We start from the raw sequence: 23,040 nt of genomic DNA on the forward strand, positions 1-23,040 counted from the left end.
GCCCGAACCCTGGAATCCGCTAAAGATTCCGACCACCCCGTCTCCGGGGCAACCCGCTCATACTACCTGACATCCGAATTACCACCGAACGCTCGGCAGCATCCCGAAACCGGGCTGAATGAGTGGGGTTAGCGAGAAACGTAGCGCGCGATTCTCTGCGAAGAGGGGAGGCGCGCCGTGTTTTCCGCGTACATGAAGATTAGCACCCCCGAAGGGGTGCTGATGACAACTTCCGCAACTTGTGGATCCTTCCCCGCCCTGCGTCACCCAAACCTCGGGCGTTCGGGCGGGGAACACCTAGGCCGGCAACGCGGCCAGGTGAGCCTCCAGTCGCGCGATGTCCTCCTCCGCCTGTGCTGCCCTGCCCCTGACCTTGGCGACCACGTCATCGGGCGCCTTGGCCATGAACTGCTCGTTGTTGAGCTTCCCGGTGACCTGCGCGTGCTCCTTGCGAGCCACGGCCAGGTCCTTCTCGAGCCGCTTACGCTCGGCCGCGACGTCGATGGCACCCGCGGTGTCGATCTCCACGGCGACGGAGCCCACAGTGAGTCGCGCCGTCGGGGCGAAGGCGTCCGAGGCGGCGTCCAGTCTCAACAGCGTCCGGATCGCCCCTTCGTGCGCGGCGAGAGCCGTACCGGTCAGGGACAGCCGTGCGGCGACCCGCTGACCCGGCTTCAGCCCCTGGTCGGATCGGAACCGCCGGACCTCGGTCACCAACTCCTGGAGGGAGGCCAGCTCCCGCTCAGCATCCGGGTCGATCAGCTCCTGTGCCACGGCCGGCCATGGGGCCACCGCGAGGGAGTCTCCTCCCGTCAGTGCACGCCACAGCTCCTCCGTCACGAACGGAACGAACGGATGCAGCAGGCGCAGCACCGAATCGAAGACGTGCCCGAGAACCCGCCTGGTGTTCTCGGCGACCTGCCCGCCCTGGGCGATCTGGACCTTGGCCAGCTCGACGTACCAGTCGCAGACCTCGTCCCAGGCGAAGTGGTAGAGCGAGTCGGAGATCTTCGCGAACTCGAAGTCCTCGTAGGCCGCGTCGACGGACGCGACGACCGCCTGGAGCCGGGAGAGGATCCACCGGTCGGCCGCCGTCAGGTCCGACGGCACACCTTCCGAGACGGCGCCGTTCATCAGCGCGAAGCGAGTGGCGTTCCAGATCTTGTTGCAGAAGTTGCGCGACCCGGCCGCCCAGTCCTCGCTGATGGCCACGTCCGAGCCGGGGTTGGCACCCCGGAGCAGGGTGAACCGTGTGGCGTCCGCACCGTAGCGCTCGATCCAGTCCAGCGGGTCGACGACGTTGCCGAACGACTTCGACATCTTCTTGCCGAACTGGTCACGCACCATGCCGTGCAGCGCCACCGTGCGGAACGGCGGTTCCCCGTCCATGGCGTACAGGCCGAACATCATCATCCGGGCGACCCAGAAGAAGAGGATGTCGTATCCCGTGACCAGAACGCTCGTCGGGTAGAACCGCGCCAGATCGGGCGTCGCCTCCGGCCAGCCGAGTGTCGAGAAGGGCCACAGGCCCGAGGAGAACCAGGTGTCCAGGACGTCCGGGTCCTGCTCCCAGCCGGCGGGCGGCTCCTCGTCGGGTCCGACGCACACGATCTCGCCGTCCGGGCCGTACCAGACCGGGATGCGGTGGCCCCACCACAGCTGCCGCGAGATGCACCAGTCGTGCATGTCGTCGACCCAGTCGAAGTAGCGCTTGGCCAGCTCCGGCGGGTGGATCCGCGTGCGGCCGTCCCGCACCGCGTCACCGGCCGCCTTGGCGAGCGGCGAGACGTTGACGAACCACTGCAGGGACAGCCGCGGTTCGACCACGGTCTTGCACCGGGAGCAGTGACCGACCGAGTGGACGTAGGGGCGCTTCTCGGCGACGATCCGGCCCTGCTGCCGCAGCGCCGCCACGACGGCCGGACGCGCCTCGAACCGGTCGAGCCCGAGGAACGGGCCGTGGGCCGTGATGATCCCGCGCTCATCCATGATCACGAGCGACTCCAGCGAATGCCGGCGCCCGATCTCGAAGTCGTTCGGGTCGTGGGCGGGCGTCACCTTCACCGCGCCGGTGCCGAAGGAGGGGTCGACGTGCTCGTCGGCCACGATCGGGATCCGCCGGCCGGTGAGCGGGACCTCCACCAACTGGCCGATCATGTGGGCGTACCGCTCGTCGGAGGGGTGGACCGCCACGGCCGTGTCGCCGAGCATGGTCTCTGCCCGGGTGGTGGCCACGACGATCTCGACGTCGCCCTCGCCGTACCGGATCGAGACGAGCTCGCCGTCGTCGTCGCTGTGCTCGACCTCGATGTCGGACAGCGCCGTCAGGCATCGCGGGCACCAGTTGATGATCCGCTCGGCCCGATAGATCAGGCCGTCGTCGAAGAGACGCTTGAAGATCGTCTGAACGGCCCGGGAAAGCCCCTCGTCCATCGTGAAACGCTCGCGCGACCAGTCCACGCCGTCGCCGAGCTTCTTCATCTGGCCGAGGATCCGGCCGCCCGACTCCTCTTTCCACTGCCAGACGCGCTCGACGAAGGCCTCGCGCCCGAAGTCGTGGCGGGACAGGCCCTCCTTGGCGATCTCCCGCTCCACGACGTTCTGCGTGGCGATGCCCGCGTGGTCCATGCCGGGGAGCCACAGCGTCTCCTGGCCGCGCATGCGGGCCCGGCGAGTGAGCGCGTCCTGGATGGAGTGGTCGAGCGCGTGTCCGACGTGCAGAGAACCCGTCACGTTCGGCGGGGGCAGCACGATGCTGTACGGCTCACGCCCGCTGCCCGGGTCAGGGGTGAAGTAGCCCTCCGATACCCAGCGCTCGTAATTGCGGGTCTCGACATCGGCGGGCGCGTACTGGGTAGGCAGCTCAGGCGTCGTCATGATGGCCAATTCTAGGGACGTCGGCACGCCTCACGTGCCGACCGATTGGGTGAAGCGCCAGAGGCCGCCTGGTGTCAGGCCGACTTCTCGCGCGGGGTGCGCTGCTGCTTGACCTGGAGTTGGTCGCGCGGCACCAGGGTCGGATTGACGTGCTCGAGCACGGCCTCCCGGGTGATCACTACTCGGGCCACGTCCTGCCGCGAGGGCACCTCGTACATCACCGAGAGGAGGACCTCCTCCAGGATGGCGCGCAGACCCCGGGCGCCGGTGCCGCGAAGGATGGCCTGGTCGGCGATCGCCTCCAGGGCGTCGTCGGTGAACTCGAGCTCGACGTTGTCCAGCTCGAACAGCCGCCGGTACTGCTTCACGAGCGCGTTGCGCGGCTCGGTCAGGATCTGGATCAGCGCTTCCCTGTCGAGGTTGTGCACCGACGTGATCACGGGAAGCCGGCCGACGAACTCCGGAATCATGCCGAACTTCAGCAGGTCCTCGGGCATGACGTCGGAGAAGATGTCCGAGGTGTCGAGCTCTTCCTTGGAGTGGATGATGGCGTTGAAGCCGATCCCCTTCTTGCCGATCCTCGACTCGATGATCTTCTCGAGGCCCGCGAACGCACCACCACAGATGAACAGCACGTTGGTGGTGTCGATCTGGATGAACTCCTGGTGCGGGTGCTTGCGGCCGCCCTGCGGCGGCACACTCGCCGTCGTCCCCTCGAGGATCTTCAGCAGTGCCTGCTGGACGCCCTCGCCGGACACGTCCCGGGTGATCGACGGGTTCTCGCTCTTGCGAGCGATCTTGTCGACCTCGTCGATGTAGATGATCCCGGTCTCGGCCTTCTTGACGTCGTAGTCGGCGGCCTGGATCAGCTTGAGCAGGATGTTCTCGACGTCCTCGCCGACGTATCCCGCCTCGGTGAGGGCCGTGGCGTCGGCGATCGCGAACGGAACGTTCAGCATCTTCGCCAAGGTCTGCGCCAGGAGGGTCTTGCCGGAGCCGGTGGGGCCGAGCAGGAGGATGTTGGACTTGGCCAACTCCAGACCGTCGTCGCGGCCGCGCTCCCCGGACTGCACGCGCTTGTAGTGGTTGTACACCGCCACCGAGAGCGCCTTCTTCGCCTGGTCCTGACCGATGACGTAGGCGTCGAGGAACTCGTAGATCTCCCGGGGCTTGGGGAGGTTGTCCCACTTGAGCTCGGAGGACTCGGAGAGCTCCTCCTCGATGATCTCGTTGCAGAGATCGATGCACTCATCGCAGATGTAGACGCCTGGTCCGGCGATGAGCTTCTTGACCTGCTTCTGGCTCTTGCCACAGAACGAGCACTTCAGCAGGTCTCCCCCGTCGCCGATGCGTGCCACCCCAGATACTCCTTTGCGTGGGACCGCCCTGCCGCCGCGGTCGCTACCGTCCGCGCCTCGACTCGTGCTCCGGCGCGAAAACGTCTTCCCGCTCAGGTTTCGACGTTACCGTCTTCTGAGCCCTCAGTGAGCCCCCTAGCGGTGAGTCGCACCGGAAGGTGCCGAATTGGGCACCATCCGGTGCGTCAACCTTCTCAGGAAGCGATCGCCGCAGCGCGCTTCTTCCGCGACGGGATGATGTCGTCCACCAGCCCGTACGCCTTCGCCTCAGCGGCGCTGAGAATCTTGTCCCGCTCGATGTCCTTGCGGACCTCGTCGGGCGCCTTACCCGAGTGCTTGGCCACGATCTCCTCGAGGAGGGACCGCATGCGCAGGATCTCACGGGCCTGGATCTCGATGTCGCTTCCCTGGCCGCCGCCCTCGGTGGAGGGCTGGTGGATCAGGACGCGAGCGTTCGGCAGCGCGAAGCGCTTGCCCGGGGTTCCGCCGGCCAGCAGGACCGCGGCGGCGGAGGCCGCCTGGCCCAGGCAGACCGTCTGGATCTCCGGACGGACGAACTGCATCGTGTCGTAGATCGCCGTCATGGCGGTGAACGACCCGCCGGGCGAGTTGATGTAGATGTTGATGTCGCGGTCGGGGTCGAGCGACTCCAGCGTCAGCAACTGAGCCATGACGTCGTTCGCCGACGCGTCGTCGATCTGCACGCCGAGGAAGATGATGCGGTCCTCGAACAGCTTGTTGTAGGGGTTCATCTCCTTCACGCCGTACGAGGTGCGCTCGACGAAGGAAGGCAGAACATAGCGGCCGTTGATGTCTCCCGGCCTGATCAGCTCACTCACTTGGGAAGCTCCACTCATGAGACGGCGCCCTCGGAGGGCACCTGCCGGGCGCTGCGCACGACGTGATCGATGAAGCCGTAGTCCTTGGCCTCCTCGGCCGTGAACCAGCGGTCGCGGTCGGAGTCGCGCTCGATCTGGTCGAGCGGCTGGCCCGTGTGGAACGCGATGCGCTCCGCCAGGGTCTTCTTCACGTACAGCATCTGCTCGGCCTGGATCGCGATGTCGGCCGCGGTACCACCGATACCACCCGACGGCTGGTGCATCATGATCCGTGCGTTCGGCAGCGCGTACCGCTTGCCGGGGGCACCGGCGCAGAGCAGGAACTGCCCCATCGACGCGGCCAGGCCCATAGCGACCGTGCACACGTCGTTCGGTACGTACTCCATCATGTCGTAAATCGCCATGCCGGACGTCACCGAGCCGCCCGGGGAGTTGATGTAGAGCCAGATGTCCCTGTTGGGGTCATCAGCGGCCAGAAGAAGCAACTCAGCACACAGGCGGTTGGCCACCTCATCGGAGACCTGGGTGCCGAGGACCACGATGCGCTCTCGCAGCAGCCGCTGGTAGAGCTGGTCCTCAAGGCGGAACGAGCCGTCCTCGCGGCCACGCGCCTCGAAGCCGGAGGTGGCGTGCGGGAAGAAGGTCGGCGGGCTGGTCACAGCGTCACCTTCCGATGCGTCGTAATCGATTGGCTTTGCTTGTGACCTTAACGCGCGCCGCAGACAGGTCATGCCTCCTCGACGGGCTGTTCGCTGACGGCGCATGCTCACCGCGTGGATCACCCGCCGTCCGCCCAGCCCGCGACGGCCCGGGGATCGGGCGGAACCGGGACATCGGGGACACCCGTTCCGCGGTTCGTACGGCAAAGCCGTGGCTGCCCCGTACCCCGAGGAATTTGCGGGGATTTTGACCCGGCAAGGGAAAACCCCCGGGGCACCGAGGTGCGCCGGGGGTCGTGACCCGTTCGTGGGGCTGACGCCCCGCGGAGGCCGGTGATCAGGCCTCCGCCTGCTCCTCGTCCTCCGCGGCCTGGGCCTTGGCCTGGTCCGCGTCGAGCTCGGCGTAGATGGCCTTGAGGTCGACCGCGTTGCCCTCGGCGTCGGTTACCTTGGCGGCGTCCCCGACCACGGTCTTGGCCTTGTCCCTGACGATCTCCATCATGGCCAGCGTGAGCTGGTCGTTGTCGGCCAGGTGCTGAGCCAGCGTGTTCGGGGCGACGCCCAGCTGCATGGCGCGGCGGACGACGAAGTCGGTGAGCTCCTGCTCGTTGACGTTGATGTCCTCGGCCTTGACGATCTTGTCGAGGACGAACCCGGTCTTCAGCGCCTTGGCCGACGTCTCCTCGAACTCCGCGAACTGGTCGTCCTCGGTCGTCTGGTAGAGCCGGAAGTACGCCTCGCGGCTGAGACCGCTGTCGGCGATCTGGTGCTCGAGGTTGTGCTTGCGGGCGTCGATCTCCGCCTTGAGCGCGCTGTCGGGCAGCGGGATGTCGATCTGGTCGAGCAGCCCCTCGAGGGCCTTGTCGCGGGCCTGCATGACCTGCTCGATGAGCTTGTTGCGGCGGGCCTGCTCGCGGATGCTGTCCTTCAGCTCGTCCAGCGTGTCGAACTCGCTGGCAAGCTGGGCGAACTCGTCGTCCAGCTCGGGCAGGACCTTCTCCTTGACCGACTTGACGTTGATGATCACGTCGGCCTCCTCGCCGGCGTTCTCACCGCCGACCAGGGTGGTGCGGAAGGTCTTCTCGTCGCCGGCGGCCATGCCCTCGAGGGCGTCGTCGAGGCCCTGGAGCACCGAGCCCGCGCCCACCTCGTAGGAGACGTCCGCGGCCTGCTGCTCGTCGAGGTTCCTGCCGTCGATCTCGGCGCGCAGGTCCATCACGACGTAGTCGCCGCTGCCCGCGGCCCGCTCGACGCCGGTCAGCGTGGCGAAGCGCTGGCGGAGCGCGTCGAGCTGGGTGTCGATGTCCTCGTCGGTCACCGCGACGGCGTCGACGACGATCTCGAGCCCCTCGTAGTTCGGGACGTCGAAGTTCGGGCGCACGTCGACCTCGGCGGTGAACTCGACCTGCTCGCCGTCCTCGATCTTCGTGACTTCGATCTCGGGCTGCGCCACCGGGAAGACGTCGCTCTCGTCGACGGCCTGGCCGTACAGCTTGGGCAGGGCGTCGTTCAGGGTCTCCTCGAGAACCACCGCGCGGCCGAAGCGCTGCTCGATGATCCGGGCCGGCACCTTGCCGGGGCGGAAGCCGGGCACGCGGACCTGCTGCGCGACCTTCTTGTAGGCGGCCTGCAGGCTCGGCTCGAGCTCCTTGAACGGCACCTCTACGGTGAGCTTGACCCGAGTAGGGCTGAGCTCCTCGACAGCGGTCTTCACGGGGTGGTCTCCTTGATCCAGCATCTGGTGATCGCGGGCGCGTCGTGCACGGCAACCGCGGCACTTAACGCGCGCCGCGCCCACGTGAGCGGCACAGGAAAGCTCCGTCGCCATCGCGCACACCCTGGGCATGCTGCATTGTGGCGGCTGTCCAGCGCCAAGGGCAGTCTAGAACAGACATGTGCCCGTCAGCGACTGATCAGAGATCCGTCATGATCTGCTGGAGCAGGTCCACTGTCTCCACAGGAGTCGTGCTGACCGCGCACAGCCGTTCCATGACCTCGCTGTAGCGGTCAACCTCATCGCGTTTGTCGAGATAGAGGGCGCTCGCGAGCTGCTCCACATAGACGATGTCGGGCAGTTCCGGGTCGCCGAACCTCAGGATGCTGAAGGCGCCGCCCTCCGCGGCGTGTCCTCCGTAGCTGAACGGCATGACCTGGATCGTGATGTTGGGCTGGTTCATCAGGTCGACGAGGTGCTGGATCTGTCCGCGCATGACCTCGACGCCGCCGATCGGCCGCCGCAGGGCCGCCTCGTCGATCACCGCCCAGAACCTCGGGCTGTTGTCACCGTCGAGGACGCTCTGGCGCTCCAGCCGCAGGTCGACCCGCCGGGAGATCTCCTCGGGCGCCGCGCCCACGGCGCCCGCCGTGATGACCGCCCGGGCGTACTCCTTGGTCTGCAGCAGGCCCGGGACGAACTGGACCTCATAGGTGCGGATGCGCTGCGCCGCTTCCTCCAGGCCGACGTAGGCCTGGAACCAGGAGGGCAACAGATCACTGAACCGGTGCCACCAGCCGGGCTCGTTGGCCTTCTCCACGAGGTCCATGACGACCGTCCGCGTCTCCTCGTCCTCCACTCCGTAGAGGCTGAGCAGGTCGGCCACGTCGCGTTCCTTGAACCCGACCCGGCCGAGCTCCATCCGGCTGATCTTGGATTCGGAACCGCGGATCGTCTGACCCGCCTCTTCTCGCGTGATGCCCTTGTTCTCGCGGAGCCTGCGAAGCTGCGAACCCAGGAGGATGCGGAGCGCCGTCGGGCCCGATCCAGGCTGGATCTGCATCACGGCGCCTCCCTCTCGACTCGGCCCTCTGCGTCCAAAGGGAAGTCCCGCACGACACCCCCAGCCCACACAGTGTCACCACTTCTGGCCACGATGACAAGGTCTGATCTCCGTGTCCCATTTACTCGCCAGTACCTCCCGCATGCATGTGCACACGTCAGCTGCACGTGCATTTGGGTCTTGCAGCGACCCTCGTCAGTGATCCATGATGACTTGGTGCATATTGGGCCAAACATGCACCATCCTCGGAACTGACCAGCGGGAGGTACGGGCAGCATGCCGGAAACGCCCGAATCCGCCGGACAGTTGACCCGCGAAGTGGGCTTCGGCCGATTCATCAAGTCCGCGGCGGACTCCGAAACCACCACCTGCCTACTCCGGCCCCAGGCCGACTCGGTGAAGACCGCCAGGGACGTCACGAGGTCGACGCTCGCAGAATGGGGCTTCGGGGAGTTGAGCGACGACGCGGCCCTCGTCGTCTCCGAGCTCGTGACCAACGCGGTTCGTTACTCTCTGTATCCGGCGAGCAGGCCGGACGAGCACCCGATAACCCTGATGCTGGTGCACATCTCCCCCCACGTACTCCTCGCCGTATCGGACCCGAGCGACGAGGTCCCCTGTCCCAAGGAGCCCGACTTCATCTCGGAGAACGGCCGCGGGCTCTACATCGTCGAGACCTACAGCCAGGCCTGGGGCTGGGATGCGCTCGACCACGGGGGCAAGGCCGTCTGGGCCCTCTTCCGCGCCACCGACTGATCCTCCCCTCCCCCGCGTGTGACGACTCCGCGTGCGGGATGAAGTATCTTCACATCAAGATACAAGAGGGGTGTCCGCGTGCTGCACCACGTTCAGCTGGCTTGTCCCGCCGGGAGTGAACCGGCCCTCAGAGCCTTCTACGAGGGCGTCCTCGGCCTGGCCGAGATTCCCAAGCCTCCCGTGCTCGCCGCGCGCGGCGGTTGCTGGTTCCGCGGCCACGGCATCGAGCTCCATCTGGGCGTCGAAGCAGACTTCCGTCCCGCGCGCAAAGCGCACCCCGGTCTCCTGGTCAGCGACATCGACAGCTGGGCCGAGCGGCTGCGCGAGGCCGGGTACCCCGTCCGCTTCGACGACGACTTTCCAGGGATGCGCCGCTTCTACAGCGAGGACCCTCACGGCAATCGCCTGGAGTTCCTCGAACCGCTCCCCTGACGGCCACCGGCTCGCCGGCCCGAGACGACGCCGGGCCGTCCTTCCTCGACCGCCGGGACCTCGCAAGCGCCGGTCACGCAGGGTGCGGGCGCCCTGCCCGCAATGTGGTCGGCCTTTACCTCGTTGGCGCCGGCATGGGGCGTCCGGGAGATCGCGGCATGTTCCATGGGGCGCACACGGCGCCGTCATGATCAGCGGCTGATGCCTCACCGGGTAAACAGAAGTGAGGTCGATGTTCCGACCATCGAAGGGCCATGGTCATGTCTACTTTTTGGGACGTCAAACGCCGGCTGACCGATGCGATCAACTCCCACGACCTGGACCGGGTGCTCGAGTGCTTCAGCCCCGACGCCGTCGTCGTCTCGCCGTACGGCGTGGCGGAGGGGCGCGAGCAGATCGCCTGGATGTACGAGCAGCTGTTCACGGGGTTCTCGGACTTCACGCTGACGACATGGTTCGAGGTCACCGGCACCGACATTCCCATGGTCGCGGAATGGACGTCCACCGGCACCCATACGGGCCCCTTCCTCCTGCCTGACGGAAACGTGTTGGAAGGAACCGGTCGCCGCATCGCCGTCCGCGGAACGTGCGCCTCTTTCGTCGAGAACGGCAAGATCACCACGCACCGGGAGTACTTCGACCAGTTGGAGATGTACACCCAGCTGGGCATGGGCTTGGTCGCCGTCGACCAGGTACCGCCGTCGGACCGGGAAGAGTTGGCGCCGCAACCGTCCCACTGACCTCGTCTCCGCCGTCCCGGCCTTCCTGAATGCACGCCCGCTGATCCTTTTGCGTGCTCTTGAATGGCTGATTCTTACTATGCGGGCATGAGAAGTCGTCTAGGTCAGTTTCTTCGGGCTCGACGCCAACTCACGACCATCGATCAGGTAGGGCTCGTGTACACGGGCGATCGCCGGAAGACGCCAGGCCTGCGCCGCGAGGAGGTGGCGATGCTGGCCGGCGTCAGTTGCGACTACCACACGCGGCTCGAGCAGGGCCGGGAGGTCAACCCGTCGGACCAGGTGCTGGACGCCCTGGCACGAGTTCTCCACCTGGGGCCCGAGGCCGCCCGCCACCTTCACGATCTCGCACGTTCGACCTGTGATCGCGGGCGTTCCGAGCGTACGGACCGGGCTCATATGGACCGGGTTCATCCGGACGTCCTGCGACTCCTGGACGGCTGGGACGACAAGCCGGCGTTCGTGATCAATCAGCTCATGGACGTCCTGGCGCAGAACTCGTTGATCGACGCCTTTCACGAAGGGCTGAAGCACACCGACAACATCCTGCGAATGACCTTTCTGGAACCCAGGATCCGTGAGTTGTGGGTGAACTGGGACGAGCAGGCCAGATCCAGGGTGGCCCATCTGCGCGCCTCATCGGGGACGGGCTCCGGCCCGGCCCTCGTCGAACTCGTCAACGAACTCCTGCATGCAAGCGAAGACTTCCGTCAAATGTGGGCTAAATATGACGTGTGGACGGACACGGACTGCGTCATGCACCTGCACCACGCGGAGACCGGTGACCTCACCGTGCGATACCAGACGTTCATCGTCGAAGGCGCGCCCAGCCAGAGACTCGTCGTCCTCCAGGCCGAGCCGGGCAGCCCGTCCGAGCAGGCCCTCGCGCGGCTGCGGGCGATCCACGCACGGTGAGGCCGTACGGCTCGCGCGGGCCTGACCTGTTGTGCTTCGGTGATCCCGCCGGACCACCCCGGTGGCCGTCCGGCCGGCGACTGCGCCAAGATCATGGGCATGAACGTGCGATATCCAGCCCCCTTGCGTCCGGGTGACCGTATCGGTGTCACCTCCCCCTCCAGCGGAGTGGACGAGCACCTGCGAGAGCGCCTCCAGGTGGCCATCCGGACCGTGGAGGCACACGGCTATGAGGTGGTCGTCGGGGAGTGCATGGACGGTGCCGGGCATGTCAGCGCCCCCGCACCGGAACGGGCACGCGAACTGATGGAGATGCTCGTCGACCCGCAGATCAAGGCCGTCGTGCCGCCATGGGGCGGGGTGACCGCCATCGACCTGTTGCCTCTGCTCGACTGGGACGCTCTACGTGAGGCGGACCCGACATGGGTCGTCGGGTTCTCCGACATGTCGACGATCATCACGCCGCTCACCCTCATGACCGGGATCGCGACGATCCACGGCAACAACCTGATGGACACGCCGTACCGCGCGCCGGAGGGCCTGCTCACCTGGCTCGACATAGCGGCGATGGACCCGGGGACCGCGTTCACGCAGATCCCGCCGAACCGCTACCGGGCGGAGGGATGGGACAGCTACAGAACCACTCCGGAAGTGCGCGAGTTCACGCTCGACACCCCGGGGCGGTGGACGCGGCTGGACGGCGACGGCGACGTGCAGGTCGAGGGCCGGCTGATCGGAGGGTGCATCGAGACCGTGTGCAACCTCACCGGGACGCCGTACGGCGACACCGCGTCCTTCGCACGGGCCATGGCGCCCGAGGGGCTGCTGGTGTACGTCGAGGCGTCCGACGACGACGCGGCGACCATCTGCAGGAACCTGCACGGGATGCGGCTCGCCGGATTCTTCGCCGACGCGAACGCGGTGCTCGTCGGTCGCACCCGGGCAACCGGCATCGACTCACTCACTCAGCATGAGGCGGTGCTCGACGCTCTCGGCGGCCTTGGTGTACCGATCATCGCCGATGTCGAGTGCGGCCATGTCCCGCCGTACATGCCGCTGGTCAACGGCGCTCGCGGCGAGGTCGTGTACACCGAACACCGCAACGAACTCACGCAGATCCTCAGCTGAGGCCCGAAGGCCAGGCCTCCCGTGCGGGATGACCTGGCCTTTCGTCGTGAGAGCGGACGACGGGAATCGAAACCGCGTAGCCAGGGAGGATCCCTGAGCCGCCCAGATACGTTGCTGACCTGCTCTGATCATCCATGGTCTTCCACCAGTGCCCAGTAGCGACCACCAGCGTCGTGCTGCAGGGGGTGTTGATGTTGCATCGGTCAGATCTGATCCATACGGGCTGGATCTGGGAGGAAACACGAGAGTCCTCTGTGAAGTTCTCGCGTGGCTGGTCGGCTATCCATTCGATGATCGTGACTGGATGGCTGTCGGTACCGCCCTGCCGGATACGGACGATGAGGACGAGGGACGCTGGTACAGCTACCCCCTGGTGGGCGCCAAGGTCACACTCGAACTGAGGCTGGCACAGGCGGTGGGCGGTTGCGAGTTGTCCTTCGCGGTGTTCGGATCTGCCGATGACATACTCTCCGCACAGATCAAGCTCGCGGGGGACATGGCAGCTCAGTATGTGATCACGAGCCGCCTGGCCTAATGCTCCAGCAGCGGCCGGGTACCCGGGTGATCACTCAAGATCAGATCAGCTATGCGGGTGAGCCTGGCAACGTAGCTCCAGCCTTCTCGTCCGCGAAGTTGCGGGAGGAGGGTCCGCAGATCGCGGGCGCAATCGCTGACCATCTGGAGTTGATCGGCCCCGAGGACACCTCGGCGACTGCCTACATAGCTGGTCACACATCCTGCCAAATGGGCATCCAACAGCATGAATGGCCGCCCGAAGTCCTCCGCCTCCCGGAGATCATCAGGTTCGAACGCACCCAGGTGCTCTGCCCAGAGAACCGAAACCTCGTCGAACGTCGTCATGTGTCCCATCGTGTATCAGCGCTGCATGCTGCCTCTGCGCGTTTCCACCGGATCTGGAACAAGGCTCGTACGGCTATCGGACTCCCTGACGCTCACTTCCACGATCTACGCCACATGAGGAACACATTGGCGGCGGCCCACGACGCGAGCCTCAAAGAGCTGACGGGCGAATGGGTCACTCGTCACCTCAGGCGGCGCTGATCTACTCGCCCGCCTCCCAGGACCGCGATCAGGCCATCGCCGAGGCGCTGGGGCAGGCCTTCGAGGACGCAACCAAGCTCAAGATCGAAGAAATGTAGTGTGGCACGCGTGTGGCACGAAAAGATTTGAAACGCCCACAGAAGATCACAAAGGCCAGGCTTCCCATAGGGGATGACCTGGCCTTTCGTTGTGAGAGCGGACGACGGGAATCGAACCCGCGTAGCCAGTTTGGAAGACTGGGGCTCTACCATTGAGCTACGTCCGCGCGCGCCGGTCTTCATCTGGTTTAGACTTCATCCGGTCGTCAGGGCGTAAGCGTACCGGAGTATCCGAGCGCACGCGTAACCGACGAGACGGGGCGTGGCGCAGCTTGGTAGCGCGCTTGCTTTGGGAGCAAGAAGTCGCAGGTTCAAATCCTGTCGCCCCGACTCTCCAACCAGCAAGAAGGCCACTTCCAAGATCGGGAGTGGCCTTCTGCGTGACTGACCGAGCCACCACGGCTCCGGATCACTGAAGATCCGGTCATGGCCACCGCTCCCCCTTGCAGGACCGGCCGGATCTGCTTCCGGTATACGCAACGCGCGCCTCCTGGACGTCATGCACGCTGCCCGCCCAACGGTAGATCGAGCGGATGGCAGTGACGTTGTGTCCACCCGCTGCCAGCCGGTCATCGACCAGTCTTCGGGTGAATCCCACCAACCATTCGGCACTGTCTGACGTCACCACAACCTCGCAGACGTCGTCAGTACTCATGCCGATCGCTGGTGCCTAGGATCGTTGAACGCGCAGACGCAGAGCACCCCTACGACGTGCCGTACGTGATCGCGCTACCGGTGGTGGATGGGAACCCCGCCTATATCCAGTGGGTGCTGGCCGAGACAGCTACATCCTGAAACCGACCGACTAAGGGCCAGTCAAAGCGACCGCACCGACCCGGACCGAACAGATAGCGATCAGGCGCACACATGTTCGAAGATGGGCCGGTGCGTCGCTACCACCAGCCGGCAGAGGTCGAGTTCGACGCGAGCGGCAAGCCTGTGCGCTTAACCGCCTGGGGCCGCACCTATGCCGTGATCGAGGCGGCGCAGCTGTACTGGGAAGAGATGCTCTCGTGGTGGCAGAACGAGTACGCCGACGACGGGATGGCATCCGAACGTATGTACGGGTAGTGGGGTGGTCGAGGTGGGGTGGCCACCCCGCCCGTCATCGGCCCAGGCGAGCCCAGCAGGGGGTCGAACTGATGCCGCAGATCACCGTCAAGGGCTACAACAACCAGGGGAAGGGACCGCGGAGGATGGCCTCGACGTGAGCGGTGACGGCCTTGGCGTGAGGTGGCGTGCCGCGTCCGGTGAGACCCCGGGCCAGGTGCAAGTGGAGGGACTGCAGTGTGGCGAAGGTGTTGAACGCCCACGGCGGCACGGGTCCGGGCTCGGCGCCGGCGAAGGCGCGGGTCACGGTGTCCAGCCAACCGGTGGCCTCGTCCACGGACAGACAGGGGGCGAAGAGGATGGCGGTGATGGCGCGGGCAAGCCGCGCGTCCTCCAGTTGGACGTAGCAATGGCGGGTCGCCTCGGCGATCATTCGGCGGGCGCATAGGTCCAGCAGGGCGCTACCGCGACAGGGCAGGACAGTGGCGAATGCGGCAGCGGCGTCGGCGCCATGGGCGACGGCATGGAGCCAGCCGAGGGTGTTGTCCCATCCCCGAGTGTCGACCTCGGCCGGAAACCATGCGGCGAACGTGCCGTACCAGCGGTCGGCGGTCTCCTCGGGCACGGCCCGCGGCACGGCCCTGACGCGGTCCAGGACGCGGGCGAGGACCAGCGCGGCGAAGGAGCGGGCCTGGATGTCCGGGTGGGTGAAACGCCTGGCCGACGTGTCTCCGATGTCCACGAGCAACTCGTCCAGGTGCCCTTCGCCGGTCCAGCGGGCGAGCGCGGTGTAAGCATGGTCGTCACGGACCGTGGGATCCGGTGACACGAGCATGGCCGAGAGTTCGTCCGCGAGGCGGCGGACCGCCACATCCCTGGGGAAGGGGAAACCCACGGCTGCGACCGATGGCCAGTCGACGGAAGCGGAGGGCATGCGGGAGACTATCGCAGTCGCCAGACGACCTCGTCGGATGTCCATTGCTGGAGCAATACCGCGCAATTCAACAGAAGAGCGTGATCGTTTTCGGGTGGGTGTTCTTCGGCGGTGTCTGGTGGAGTTCCGCTGCGCTTGTCTACGCCGCGTGGTTCGTCACGTTCATCTGCTGGGATAAGCGGCGCCAAAAGCTCCAAGCTGCTCCGCCTGGCGTCAAAGGCCGCTGATCGTCCCCTGCTGCCGCCCTCCCACGCAATATGGCGGCTCCGTCGCGGCGCGGGGAAGGCGAGGCCGTCGCCCGGAGGGCGCACCCAGGCACATGACGCCCGTGCCCGTCGCGTGCCCGTCAGTGCGGTGACTCACGGCAAGTCACGGAAAGCCATGAGCGAGACGATTAGGAACGTAACAGCGTCGCAGCAGGCTAGACGATCGCGTACCGAAACCTTCCAAACTGGCCACGCGTATCGGGCGAGACCGATCAGGCCAGGCCTAGCCGTGCGCGCGCAACGGTCCGGCGAGCGTCCCGCCACGCGATCAGGGCTGTCCTCACACGAGGTGAGGTGATGTCTTCGCCTCGCCGCCTGGCACGTAACTGGTCGATCAGCCAAGCTGGGGCATCGGCCTGCTCGACTGCCTGCGTCTTGCTGAGCAGTTCACCGTTGGCCAGCGTGTGACGACCGCGGGCCATCGAGGTGAGTCCCAGGTCGGCGATCACGGGGTCGAGCCATAGCCACGGACGCCGCGCTGCCCAAGTCCAGTACCCAGCAAGCTCAGCACGGGCAGCCTCTCGCACGTCGTGGTCGCTCATAGCCGGCAACACGTCGCGCGGTAAACGTCCAAAAACGGCGTAGCCATGACGCACAAGCTCGGCTCTGGTGATTCCGGAGAGGATGCGCTGGACGAGCGACCCGTGGGTCCAAGTCGGATGCTGCATCTGTACGTCGTGGATCTTCGCGGTATCGACGTAGACACATCCAAGGCTGAGGCCCGAGCCGATTCCTTCATCGAAGCGACGATGCAGAGCCGTGAGCGTGACCTGCCGATCCGTGTTGATTGGCCCGTCAACGAGCGCGACCAAGTCGAGGTCGCTGACACCGGACGTGTAATCACCTGTCGCCAACGACCCAGCGACAAGCAGATCGCTGGCCCAGTGGAGCTCCGCCAGCCGGCTTCCGAACTGCTCGACAACGAACGGCGAGGTAGCCACGAACGAATTCTAGGAGTTCACTGGCACCGTGCGGAATGACTGGAGACTTTCAGTCAGGACATATCGCAGCATGCATGGGGCGAGGAGAGCGGTGGTGAACACTGACACTGCGCGCCGCCGAGTGAGTGTCAAACTGGGTGACTTCCGGGGTGTCTAGCCCCGCTCTTCGATGCACATCCATGCACGCAACATGCGGCTTCACCAGGACAAACGCCAGGTCCCAGGATCATGACCAGTGCTTTGGGAGCAAGAAGTCGCAGGTTCAAATCCTGTCGCCCCGACTCTCCAACCAGCAAGAAGGCCACTTCCAAGATCGGGAGTGGCCTTCTGTGTGGCGGTGGTGGGCTGGCGAATCAAGCAGCCTGGAGGATTCGCCCTGCTCAAAGTGCGCTGGCGCGTCCTCCAGCACACGACCGCCGGCCCCAGAAAGATCGGCGGCATCTCCCGCTCCGCCCTCGTCCTCACCCATTTCGAACACGGCCACCTACCGGAAATTCAGTGAGATCACTCCATTGAACGAATTTCGTGATTTCAGGTTGCCGGCGGGCCATCAGGCAGCATTTCTCTCTCAAAGGAATCGCGTCCCGACGTGTCGAACCGCGCGCAAAGTTCCTGTACCTCGTCCTTGAGAAGTACGATCTGGGACAAGCCGACAAATTCGCCTTCGACCCGGATCGGTGAGACCGTGACCAGGATTGTCGTCTTCCCATAGGGCCTGGCGACGTAGCTCACCGGCTCGACGCGGCCGTCTTCGAACAGCTTGAGCATGGCGTCGAAACGGGGATTGGTCACCGCTCGGCGATGCCGCTTCCGGACGTCGTTGTCGATGTATTCGGGCATCCGGTCGAGATGCTCAGATGCCCACTTGTTGTAATACATCACCGTTCCGTGACGGTCCAGGATGGTGACTCCGACTCCGGCCTGCTCGACAAGCCGGTCCGCCCACTCGTCCAGGCCCCAGTCCGTGGCGATGCGTTTCTCGGCAACTTCGGCTGGCTCGGCCCGAGATGTCATTGGTGCCTCCGAGAAGGATTGGCGGGATACCCGTCGTACTCGACCGACGGTGTCTGGTGTCCTGTATCAAGCTTGGACGTCTGACATCGAGTTCACAATGAGTCCTTTTGTGAGTAAGCCTTCGGCTGAGCCGAAGGCTTCTCGGATAGCGCCGGTGGGGTAGCGTCTCGACCCATGACGTACGACCTGACCGATCTTCAGCTGTTCCTGCAGGTGGTCGACCAGGGCAGCATCACCCAGGGGGCGGATCGGTCACACCTGTCGCTGGCCTCGGCCAGCGCGAGGATCAAGGCGATGGAGAAGGCTCTGGGGGCGCCGCTGTTGATCCGGCATCGCCGTGGCGTTGTGCCTTCACCGGCAGGGTGGCTGCTGGTGGCCCATGCCCGTGAAGTCGTCGGGCAGATCGCCCGAATGCGTTCAGACTTGGCCCGGTATTCCGACGGCCTGCGGTCCACTTTAGTGATCTTGGCGAACACTTCGGCAACCGAAACGCTCGTGCCGTCGATGATGGTCGACTTCATGGCCGACAACCCCGACATCGACCTGGAACTGGAGGAACGGCCAAGCCATGAGATCGTCGCCGCCGTCACCGACGGCCGGGTGGAACTGGGGATCATCGCCGACACCGTGGACTCGGGCCGGCTGGAACGCGCGGTACTGCGTCCCGACCCGCTGGTCGTCATCGTGCGGCCAGGCCATGCTCTGGCCGGGCGTGCCGATGTCGCGTTCAGCGAGTGCCTCGGCCACCCATTCGTCGGCTTCACCCAGGGGAACCCGTTGCAGGAGCATCTGAGCGGGCAGACCCAACCGCTCGGGCTCCGGCCTCGCTACCGAGCGCATCTGCCGACCACGGAGGCGATCTGCAGTGCGGTGGCGGCTGGGGTCGGCATCGCCGTGGTTCCCGCGGTTGCGGCCGCCCGTTGGCAGCGTGCCTACGAACTGCGGGCCGTGGACCTGACGAATTCCTGGGCGAAGCGCAATCTGCTGCTGTGCAGCCAAGGCTGGTCCGGGCTCTCCGAAGCCGCAGCAGCGCTCGCCGCACACCTCAAAAAGCCGTGATCGCGTTCACGCTCGCGACTCAACGGATATCGAGGCGAACACAAGCTGAAGGCCGGGGGAAGGCCCCTTCCCCAGCTGTCTCTATCTCGGCCTGGATCCACCGAGCGGTTCCGGATCACTGAAGATCCGGTTCATGGCCTCCACTCCCCCTTGCAGCAATGGCCGGATCTGCTTCCGCAACGGCTGTACTGCTGCGGCCCCCCGGGCGATCATGATCACGGTCCAGGTCCACGGACTTGAAGGCCGATTTTCACACTGCGTCGGCCAGCGCGAGGGAGCGAGCGACCACGGCAGAGTGAGAACCACCGAGACAGCCCTTGCAGGTCATCACCCTGGTTCAGGATTTGCCGCAGGCGCGGCTCGGCTTGATTAGTCCAGGGTGGACTGAGAATCCAACACAGCGCGCGAGGAAGGTCACCGGGAGCATGGAACACGTCGAGGGCGAACTGGCGGCCACGCCCATTCTCGATTGGAAGCATCTACGGGTACTGGAACTGGCTGCCGAAGTCCACGGCAGCTCCGAGACGGACAGGGATCGTCTGGTCACGGCCCATCGGCTCATCACCACACGGGTGCGGCCTGTGTACGCGATGAACGAGAAGCAGCCTGCTTCCAGGACGCTCCTGCTGGAGCGTGGTTCGTGCAGCCAGCGACTGGCGCTCTTGGAAGCCGTGGCGCGGGGCTGTGGGATCGCCAGCAAGGTCAGAGGACTGCTGGTAGACGGACGTTTCTGGTACACGCGATTTCCCCGGCTCCGAGCGTTGATCCCGCACCAGGTGATGCTCGCCTGGCCTGAGTTCCGGCTGCTCGACAACCGCTGGGTGAGCGTCTCAGAACTGTACGGCGACCTGGACACGTTGCAGAAGGGCGGCGGGTTCGTCAACGCCGGCGGTGAGACGCTCTTCGACGCGGTAGCCCGCACCGCCGTGGACTGGGACGGGCTCACCTGCTCATCGTGCGATCTGTCCGGCTATGTGCTGGCTGATTTGGGTTATTTCAGCTCCCGCGATCTCCTGTTCAGGACGCATGGCCAAACGTTGTGCCTGCCGGTTCGCATCACCGCGGACATCATCATGCGTCGCCGGGCGGCTTGAGTTTCTGCCGCGCCTGGGATTGTCGCGAGAGCTCACGGCCCGACCCACGAGCAAGGGGCCCAGGTCAACGGAAGATTCCCAACCCGGGTCCTAGCTGTACTGCTTGATCACTTGGTCGGCCACTTGGAACGTTGTCCGGCAGTCAGGGCAGGTCGCGTCTCCGAAGAGGTAGAGCAGTCTCGTCGCGAGGTTCTCCTGGCCGAGAATTTGGGCCGTGTCGTACATTCGGCGAGCCACCTGGTCGAGGTCGGAGAGAACTGCGGGAGCCAGCTCGCCCTTGGGAGGGTCGTCCTCGATCGCGTAGTCGCCCGAGGTGGCGAAGTAGCCGTCCGCACCGATCGCGACGAAGAGATGGACCCCGCAGCCAGGACAGTTCTCCAGCTCATACTCCCCATGCACCAACTTCTCCAGCATTTCGTCCCACACCGGCACGTCCTCGAAGGCATGCACCGCCTGCAGCATGTAGGTGAACGAGTCCTCGTCGATCGCGGCACGCATGGTCTCGTTGGTCAGGCGCAGCAGCTCCTCGATCTCCGCCGCATGGATCGTGCGCACGTCGCCTGCTCCGTGTGGCTGTCTCGCCCCGGCCACGATCGAGCCGCACAGGGAGAGGATCATCATGCGGTCGGCAGGGGCCCAGCTCCGGGCGATCTCGGTCAGACGTGGAAGCGCGGCGAAGCTCGCCGGGTAGACCGTCATCTGGTGGCAGATACACGACCACAACTCGTCCCATACCGCTGCGCGGGAATCCGGTACGAGCTGATCGAGCAGTCCGGGAACGTTCTCCGCGGAGCCATAGGCCGTCTCCGTTCCGCCAGAACGCGAGAAACTCCCGGGCTGTTGGCAACTGTCGAACATGAAATCCCAGCTCAGACAAGCTTTCGGAGATGGCCCGCGGGCCAGAGAACTATTGGGGTCAGAACCCGGCTTACAGGCCGACTCGTCCGCCCTTACCCCGCCTGAGCTGGGCAGATCAAAAAGGCGGTTCACTGCTGAAATTGGCTGCAGGCCACGGGCCATGACCGTAGGCCGTTGCCTCTGCCGGGGGGATCAGGGAAGAGACGTCCTCGCCCCACGCATCGAGGCCATGGATCGCAATGGCACGGTAGGCGCGGTTGGAACTGGCAGCCAGAATGCCGCGAACCATCGGAGCGAGAACTGCTCGATGGTGGGTGAGTTCGGGGGCGTCCAACAGTGGAACGACGGCGGCGAGGGCTGCTTCCCGGATCGTGGGGTCGGAATCATGGAGAAATGTAGACGCGGCTTCGAAGAGCGTGGGGCGGATGGCTCGAACTTCGCTCAATGCCGGATACTCCTCAGGCAGGAAACCCAGGCGCAGCAGTGTCGCTTCGACCTCGTTACCGGCCTCGCCGGCCACGGATCCCAGCCAGTCCAGCAGTGCCTGGCGCAGCGGATACCACTGGCCCTCTCCACCTCGAATCAAGCTGTCGGTGCGCGGATCGCTGAGGATGGCGGCTACATATAGAGCCGACGGAGCGGTTGCGGTGTAGAGAGAGTTCTGATGGTGCACCGCGTGGTTGAGGTGTCCGAGAGCCATGGCTCGGGCGTCTGCGGCGCCGTTGAGAAGGTCGACCAGCGCGGCGGGAGTGTCCTCTGCCGGCCCGTAGGCATGCTGGAGCGAGGCCCAATCATTCGCTTCGATCAGCTTCGATGCCGAGGATGTAACAGCCATAGCGAATTCTCCCGATACAGCCGAGATGGGCTAGGGGACGCTACCAGCGCAGAGCCAGCACGCTTACTTCCGGGAGTTGCGTGCCCGTACGGTCGGTAACCAGCTGGCAATCACGGGGACTCACGGGGACTCACGGTGCGTCATGACCAGTGCTTCGGGAGCAAGCAGTCGCAGGTTCAAATCCTGTCGCCCCGACCACATCGCAGCATGTCGAAGGACACCTCCGGAGATCGGAAGCGGCCTTGCCTGTTTCTCCGGGTGGCCGGCTGAGCGGCTCCGGATCTCGGCCGTAGATCCGGTCGACATGGAGCCCCAGATCCTTCTCCTCTACCCCCGGGCTGAGGCGCTCTCCGCCTGTCGCGGGCTGATACACGCTTGATACACGGTCAAGCCCGCGCGGAGACACGGTCACGGCCGTACGAACATGTGGATCGCGCAACGTGTCTCGTATGCGACGTTCCCTGATGTTTCTCCTGCTGGCGAGCGCTCTGTCCGGCTGCGCCACCGTGCCGCAGGTCACCGGGGCCGCCGTGCCCGAAGTACCTCTGTCGTGGCCGGCTGAGGGGCAGGCGGCGGTCGAGGTGGAGGGCGTGGGCAGCCTGGGCGTCACCGGGGAGCAGACTCCGGTGCCCATCGCCAGCGTGACCAAGGTCATGACCGCCTACGTCATCCTGAGCCGCCACCCGCTCGAACCCGGCGACGACGGCCCCCTGATCAAGGTGGACCACACCGCCTCCGACGAGTCCTACCTGCCGCAGGAGTCCACCGTTCCGCTCCGGGAGGGGCAGCGGATCCGCCTGCGCCGCCTGCTGGAGTTGATGCTCGTGCCCTCGGGGAACAACGTGGCCCGCCTGCTGTCCCGGTGGGACGCCGGTTCCCAGGAGCGCTTCGTCACGCGGATGAACGCCGCCGCCCATCGCCTCGGCATGACCCACACCACGTATACGGGCGCGAGCGGCAACGAGGACAGCACCGTCAGCACGGCGGCCGATCAGCTCAAGCTGGCCAAGGAGGCGATCCGCGACCCGGTCTTCGCCGAGGTGGTCTCCCAGGCGGAAACCGCCGTTCCAGGCGATGAGAGACGGCTGCCCAACACCAACACGCTGCTGAACCGGCACGGCGTCATCGGGATCAAGACCGGTTCCGGCACCGCCGCGGGCGGCAACCTGATGTGGGCCTCCCGCGTGGGGGGCCACCTGGTGCTCGGAGTGATCCTCGGCCAGGCGGCAGGCACGAACCCGACCGCCGGCCTGGCGGCGGTGCTCGAGGCGGGCGGGAAGCTGACCGAATCGGTCGAGCAGTGGCTGTCGACGCAGGAGGCGGCCGGCCGGACCGGCGAATAGGCGGC

General features: G+C 65.7%; 26 protein-coding genes and 2 tRNA genes. 14 read left to right on the forward strand and 14 right to left on the reverse strand.

The annotated features are described in order from the left end of the window. Nucleotides 1–297: 297 nt before the first annotated feature. The 6 genes from Pka01_RS25960 to Pka01_RS25985 all read right to left on the reverse strand — a co-directional run bounded on the left by Pka01_RS25960 (nt 298) and on the right by Pka01_RS25985 (nt 8,513). Nucleotides 298–2,877 (reverse strand): valine--tRNA ligase, encoded by a 2,580-nt coding sequence (locus Pka01_RS25960; RefSeq protein WP_203885502.1) that lies wholly within the window; start codon nt 2,875–2,877, stop codon nt 298–300. 74 nt (nt 2,878–2,951) lie between these two features. Further along, on the reverse strand, nt 2,952–4,235 hold the full coding sequence (gene clpX, locus Pka01_RS25965; protein WP_203885503.1) for an ATP-dependent Clp protease ATP-binding subunit ClpX: 1,284 nt from the start codon (nt 4,233–4,235) through the stop codon (nt 2,952–2,954). 194 nt (nt 4,236–4,429) lie between these two features. Then, a complete protein-coding gene (locus tag Pka01_RS25970) occupies nt 4,430–5,092 on the reverse strand; it encodes an ATP-dependent Clp protease proteolytic subunit (RefSeq protein ID WP_203885504.1) in 663 nt (220 codons plus the stop codon). Next, on the reverse strand, nt 5,089–5,733 hold the full coding sequence (locus Pka01_RS25975; RefSeq protein ID WP_275412872.1) for a ClpP family protease: 645 nt from the start codon (nt 5,731–5,733) through the stop codon (nt 5,089–5,091). Before Pka01_RS25975 ends, Pka01_RS25970 begins: the two co-directional genes overlap by 4 nt. A 337-nt stretch (nt 5,734–6,070) precedes the next feature. Continuing rightward, nucleotides 6,071–7,447 carry a trigger factor gene (gene tig / locus Pka01_RS25980; protein WP_203885506.1) on the reverse strand — a complete coding sequence of 459 codons (1,377 nt, stop codon included), beginning with the start codon at nt 7,445–7,447 and terminating at the stop codon, nt 6,071–6,073. A gap of 199 nt (nt 7,448–7,646) precedes the next feature. Beyond that, the gene (locus tag Pka01_RS25985) at nt 7,647–8,513 is read right to left on the reverse strand and encodes a Sco1979 family transcriptional regulator (protein ID WP_308442281.1); all 867 of its coding nucleotides are present in this window, start codon (nt 8,511–8,513) and stop codon (nt 7,647–7,649) included. A gap of 273 nt (nt 8,514–8,786) precedes the next feature. Here Pka01_RS25985 and Pka01_RS25990 point away from each other — a divergent pair, with 273 nt between their 5' ends. The 6 genes from Pka01_RS25990 to Pka01_RS26015 all read left to right on the forward strand — a co-directional run bounded on the left by Pka01_RS25990 (nt 8,787) and on the right by Pka01_RS26015 (nt 13,016). Further along, nucleotides 8,787–9,266, forward strand: coding sequence for an ATP-binding protein (locus Pka01_RS25990; protein WP_203885508.1), 480 nt, complete (start codon nt 8,787–8,789; stop codon nt 9,264–9,266). A 78-nt stretch (nt 9,267–9,344) separates the two neighbouring features. Further along, entirely contained in the window at nt 9,345–9,698 is a 354-nt protein-coding gene (locus tag Pka01_RS25995; protein ID WP_203885509.1) for a VOC family protein, read from the forward strand. Between the two features lie 260 nt (nt 9,699–9,958). Beyond that, nucleotides 9,959–10,438 (forward strand): ester cyclase, encoded by a 480-nt coding sequence (locus Pka01_RS26000; protein WP_239115302.1) that lies wholly within the window; start codon nt 9,959–9,961, stop codon nt 10,436–10,438. A gap of 87 nt (nt 10,439–10,525) precedes the next feature. Then, nucleotides 10,526–11,353: a helix-turn-helix transcriptional regulator gene (locus Pka01_RS26005; protein WP_203885511.1), complete on the forward strand. Its 828-nt coding sequence runs from the start codon at nt 10,526–10,528 to the stop codon at nt 11,351–11,353. A gap of 123 nt (nt 11,354–11,476) precedes the next feature. Further along, nucleotides 11,477–12,481 carry a S66 family peptidase gene (locus Pka01_RS26010; protein WP_203885512.1) on the forward strand — a complete coding sequence of 335 codons (1,005 nt, stop codon included), beginning with the start codon at nt 11,477–11,479 and terminating at the stop codon, nt 12,479–12,481. 304 nt (nt 12,482–12,785) lie between these two features. Further along, nucleotides 12,786–13,016 carry a hypothetical protein gene (locus Pka01_RS26015; RefSeq protein WP_203885513.1) on the forward strand — a complete coding sequence of 77 codons (231 nt, stop codon included), beginning with the start codon at nt 12,786–12,788 and terminating at the stop codon, nt 13,014–13,016. Here the strand turns inward: Pka01_RS26015 and Pka01_RS26020 are convergent. Then, a complete protein-coding gene (locus Pka01_RS26020; protein WP_203885514.1) occupies nt 13,013–13,342 on the reverse strand; it encodes a hypothetical protein in 330 nt (109 codons plus the stop codon). The two genes, Pka01_RS26015 and Pka01_RS26020, sit on opposite strands and share 4 nt — an antisense overlap. Nucleotides 13,343–13,512: 170 nt before the next feature. Between Pka01_RS26020 and Pka01_RS41350 the strand changes: the two genes are divergently transcribed. After that, nucleotides 13,513–13,641 carry a hypothetical protein gene (locus Pka01_RS41350; RefSeq protein ID WP_275414509.1) on the forward strand — a complete coding sequence of 43 codons (129 nt, stop codon included), beginning with the start codon at nt 13,513–13,515 and terminating at the stop codon, nt 13,639–13,641. Nucleotides 13,642–13,737: 96 nt separating this feature from the next. On the opposite strand, the gene Pka01_RS26025 is transcribed toward Pka01_RS41350, so the two are convergent. Continuing rightward, nucleotides 13,738–13,808: transfer RNA gene (locus Pka01_RS26025), tRNA-Gly, on the reverse strand. Between the two features lie 89 nt (nt 13,809–13,897). Here Pka01_RS26025 and Pka01_RS26030 point away from each other — a divergent pair. Next, nucleotides 13,898–13,971: transfer RNA gene (locus Pka01_RS26030), tRNA-Pro, on the forward strand. Nucleotides 13,972–14,065: 94 nt separating this feature from the next. Here the strand turns inward: Pka01_RS26030 and cutA (Pka01_RS41630) are convergent. Continuing rightward, the gene (cutA, locus tag Pka01_RS41630) at nt 14,066–14,296 is read right to left on the reverse strand and encodes a divalent cation tolerance protein CutA (protein WP_203885515.1); all 231 of its coding nucleotides are present in this window, start codon (nt 14,294–14,296) and stop codon (nt 14,066–14,068) included. An 11-nt stretch (nt 14,297–14,307) separates the two neighbouring features. Between cutA (Pka01_RS41630) and cutA (Pka01_RS40915) the strand changes: the two genes are divergently transcribed. Then, nucleotides 14,308–14,436: a divalent cation tolerance protein CutA gene (gene cutA / locus Pka01_RS40915; RefSeq protein WP_373318188.1), complete on the forward strand. Its 129-nt coding sequence runs from the start codon at nt 14,308–14,310 to the stop codon at nt 14,434–14,436. A 72-nt stretch (nt 14,437–14,508) separates the two neighbouring features. After that, nucleotides 14,509–14,712 (forward strand): hypothetical protein, encoded by a 204-nt coding sequence (locus Pka01_RS26045; RefSeq protein ID WP_203885516.1) that lies wholly within the window; start codon nt 14,509–14,511, stop codon nt 14,710–14,712. A 94-nt stretch (nt 14,713–14,806) separates the two neighbouring features. On the opposite strand, the gene Pka01_RS26050 is transcribed toward Pka01_RS26045, so the two are convergent. Then, nucleotides 14,807–15,625 (reverse strand): DUF2785 domain-containing protein, encoded by an 819-nt coding sequence (locus Pka01_RS26050; RefSeq protein WP_203885517.1) that lies wholly within the window; start codon nt 15,623–15,625, stop codon nt 14,807–14,809. Nucleotides 15,626–16,103: 478 nt separating this feature from the next. Then, entirely contained in the window at nt 16,104–16,832 is a 729-nt protein-coding gene (locus tag Pka01_RS26055) for a nucleotidyltransferase family protein (RefSeq protein ID WP_203885518.1), read from the reverse strand. A 331-nt stretch (nt 16,833–17,163) separates the two neighbouring features. On the opposite strand from Pka01_RS26055, the gene Pka01_RS26060 reads away from it, so the two are divergent. Continuing rightward, entirely contained in the window at nt 17,164–17,334 is a 171-nt protein-coding gene (locus Pka01_RS26060) for a hypothetical protein (RefSeq protein WP_239115304.1), read from the forward strand. Between the two features lie 29 nt (nt 17,335–17,363). Here Pka01_RS26060 and Pka01_RS26065 read toward each other — a convergent pair whose 3' ends face one another. After that, nucleotides 17,364–17,846, reverse strand: coding sequence for a transcriptional regulator (locus Pka01_RS26065; protein WP_203885519.1), 483 nt, complete (start codon nt 17,844–17,846; stop codon nt 17,364–17,366). 174 nt (nt 17,847–18,020) lie between these two features. On the opposite strand from Pka01_RS26065, the gene Pka01_RS26070 reads away from it, so the two are divergent. Both Pka01_RS26070 and Pka01_RS26075 read left to right on the forward strand, forming a co-directional pair. Further along, a complete protein-coding gene (locus Pka01_RS26070; protein ID WP_203885520.1) occupies nt 18,021–18,905 on the forward strand; it encodes a LysR family transcriptional regulator in 885 nt (294 codons plus the stop codon). A 425-nt stretch (nt 18,906–19,330) separates the two neighbouring features. After that, on the forward strand, nt 19,331–19,999 hold the full coding sequence (locus Pka01_RS26075) for a transglutaminase domain-containing protein (protein WP_203885521.1): 669 nt from the start codon (nt 19,331–19,333) through the stop codon (nt 19,997–19,999). A gap of 90 nt (nt 20,000–20,089) precedes the next feature. Here the strand turns inward: Pka01_RS26075 and Pka01_RS26080 are convergent, their stop codons facing one another. Together Pka01_RS26080 and Pka01_RS26085 are read right to left on the reverse strand one after the other, a co-directional pair. After that, nucleotides 20,090–20,698, reverse strand: a complete 609-nt coding sequence (locus Pka01_RS26080; protein WP_203885522.1) for a hypothetical protein — start codon at nt 20,696–20,698, stop codon at nt 20,090–20,092. Nucleotides 20,699–20,972: 274 nt separating this feature from the next. Beyond that, on the reverse strand, nt 20,973–21,692 hold the full coding sequence (locus Pka01_RS26085; RefSeq protein ID WP_203885523.1) for a hypothetical protein: 720 nt from the start codon (nt 21,690–21,692) through the stop codon (nt 20,973–20,975). Between the two features lie 449 nt (nt 21,693–22,141). Here Pka01_RS26085 and Pka01_RS26090 point away from each other — a divergent pair, with 449 nt between their 5' ends. Continuing rightward, on the forward strand, nt 22,142–23,035 hold the full coding sequence (locus Pka01_RS26090) for a D-alanyl-D-alanine carboxypeptidase family protein (RefSeq protein ID WP_203885524.1): 894 nt from the start codon (nt 22,142–22,144) through the stop codon (nt 23,033–23,035). Nucleotides 23,036–23,040: the final 5 nt, after the last annotated feature.

Source organism: Planotetraspora kaengkrachanensis (assembly GCF_016862895.1).
In the GTDB taxonomy this organism is placed as follows: domain Bacteria; phylum Actinomycetota; class Actinomycetes; order Streptosporangiales; family Streptosporangiaceae; genus Planotetraspora; species Planotetraspora kaengkrachanensis.

What these genes read in the sequence shown, in the direction of transcription:
- Pka01_RS25960 (WP_203885502.1), bottom strand. Translation starts at nt 2,877, where the DNA reads ATGACGACGCCTGAGCTGCCTACCCAGTACGCGCCCGCCGATGTCGAG.
- Pka01_RS25970 (WP_203885504.1), bottom strand. Translation starts at nt 5,092, where the DNA reads ATGAGTGGAGCTTCCCAAGTGAGTGAGCTGATCAGGCCGGGAGACATC.
- Pka01_RS25990 (WP_203885508.1), top strand. Translation starts at nt 8,787, where the DNA reads ATGCCGGAAACGCCCGAATCCGCCGGACAGTTGACCCGCGAAGTGGGC.
- Pka01_RS26000 (WP_239115302.1), top strand. Translation starts at nt 9,959, where the DNA reads ATGTCTACTTTTTGGGACGTCAAACGCCGGCTGACCGATGCGATCAAC.
- Pka01_RS26005 (WP_203885511.1), top strand. Translation starts at nt 10,526, where the DNA reads ATGAGAAGTCGTCTAGGTCAGTTTCTTCGGGCTCGACGCCAACTCACG.
- Pka01_RS26015 (WP_203885513.1), top strand. Translation starts at nt 12,786, where the DNA reads ATGGCTGTCGGTACCGCCCTGCCGGATACGGACGATGAGGACGAGGGA.
- Pka01_RS26020 (WP_203885514.1), bottom strand. Translation starts at nt 13,342, where the DNA reads ATGACGACGTTCGACGAGGTTTCGGTTCTCTGGGCAGAGCACCTGGGT.
- Pka01_RS41350 (WP_275414509.1), top strand. Translation starts at nt 13,513, where the DNA reads ATGGGTCACTCGTCACCTCAGGCGGCGCTGATCTACTCGCCCGCCTCC.
- cutA (WP_203885515.1), bottom strand. Translation starts at nt 14,296, where the DNA reads ATGAGTACTGACGACGTCTGCGAGGTTGTGGTGACGTCAGACAGTGCC.
- Pka01_RS26045 (WP_203885516.1), top strand. Translation starts at nt 14,509, where the DNA reads ATGTTCGAAGATGGGCCGGTGCGTCGCTACCACCAGCCGGCAGAGGTC.
- Pka01_RS26050 (WP_203885517.1), bottom strand. Translation starts at nt 15,625, where the DNA reads ATGCCCTCCGCTTCCGTCGACTGGCCATCGGTCGCAGCCGTGGGTTTC.
- Pka01_RS26065 (WP_203885519.1), bottom strand. Translation starts at nt 17,846, where the DNA reads ATGACATCTCGGGCCGAGCCAGCCGAAGTTGCCGAGAAACGCATCGCC.
- Pka01_RS26070 (WP_203885520.1), top strand. Translation starts at nt 18,021, where the DNA reads ATGACGTACGACCTGACCGATCTTCAGCTGTTCCTGCAGGTGGTCGAC.
- Pka01_RS26075 (WP_203885521.1), top strand. Translation starts at nt 19,331, where the DNA reads ATGGAACACGTCGAGGGCGAACTGGCGGCCACGCCCATTCTCGATTGG.
- Pka01_RS26080 (WP_203885522.1), bottom strand. Translation starts at nt 20,698, where the DNA reads ATGACGGTCTACCCGGCGAGCTTCGCCGCGCTTCCACGTCTGACCGAG.
- Pka01_RS26085 (WP_203885523.1), bottom strand. Translation starts at nt 21,692, where the DNA reads ATGGCTGTTACATCCTCGGCATCGAAGCTGATCGAAGCGAATGATTGG.
- Pka01_RS26090 (WP_203885524.1), top strand. Translation starts at nt 22,142, where the DNA reads ATGCGACGTTCCCTGATGTTTCTCCTGCTGGCGAGCGCTCTGTCCGGC.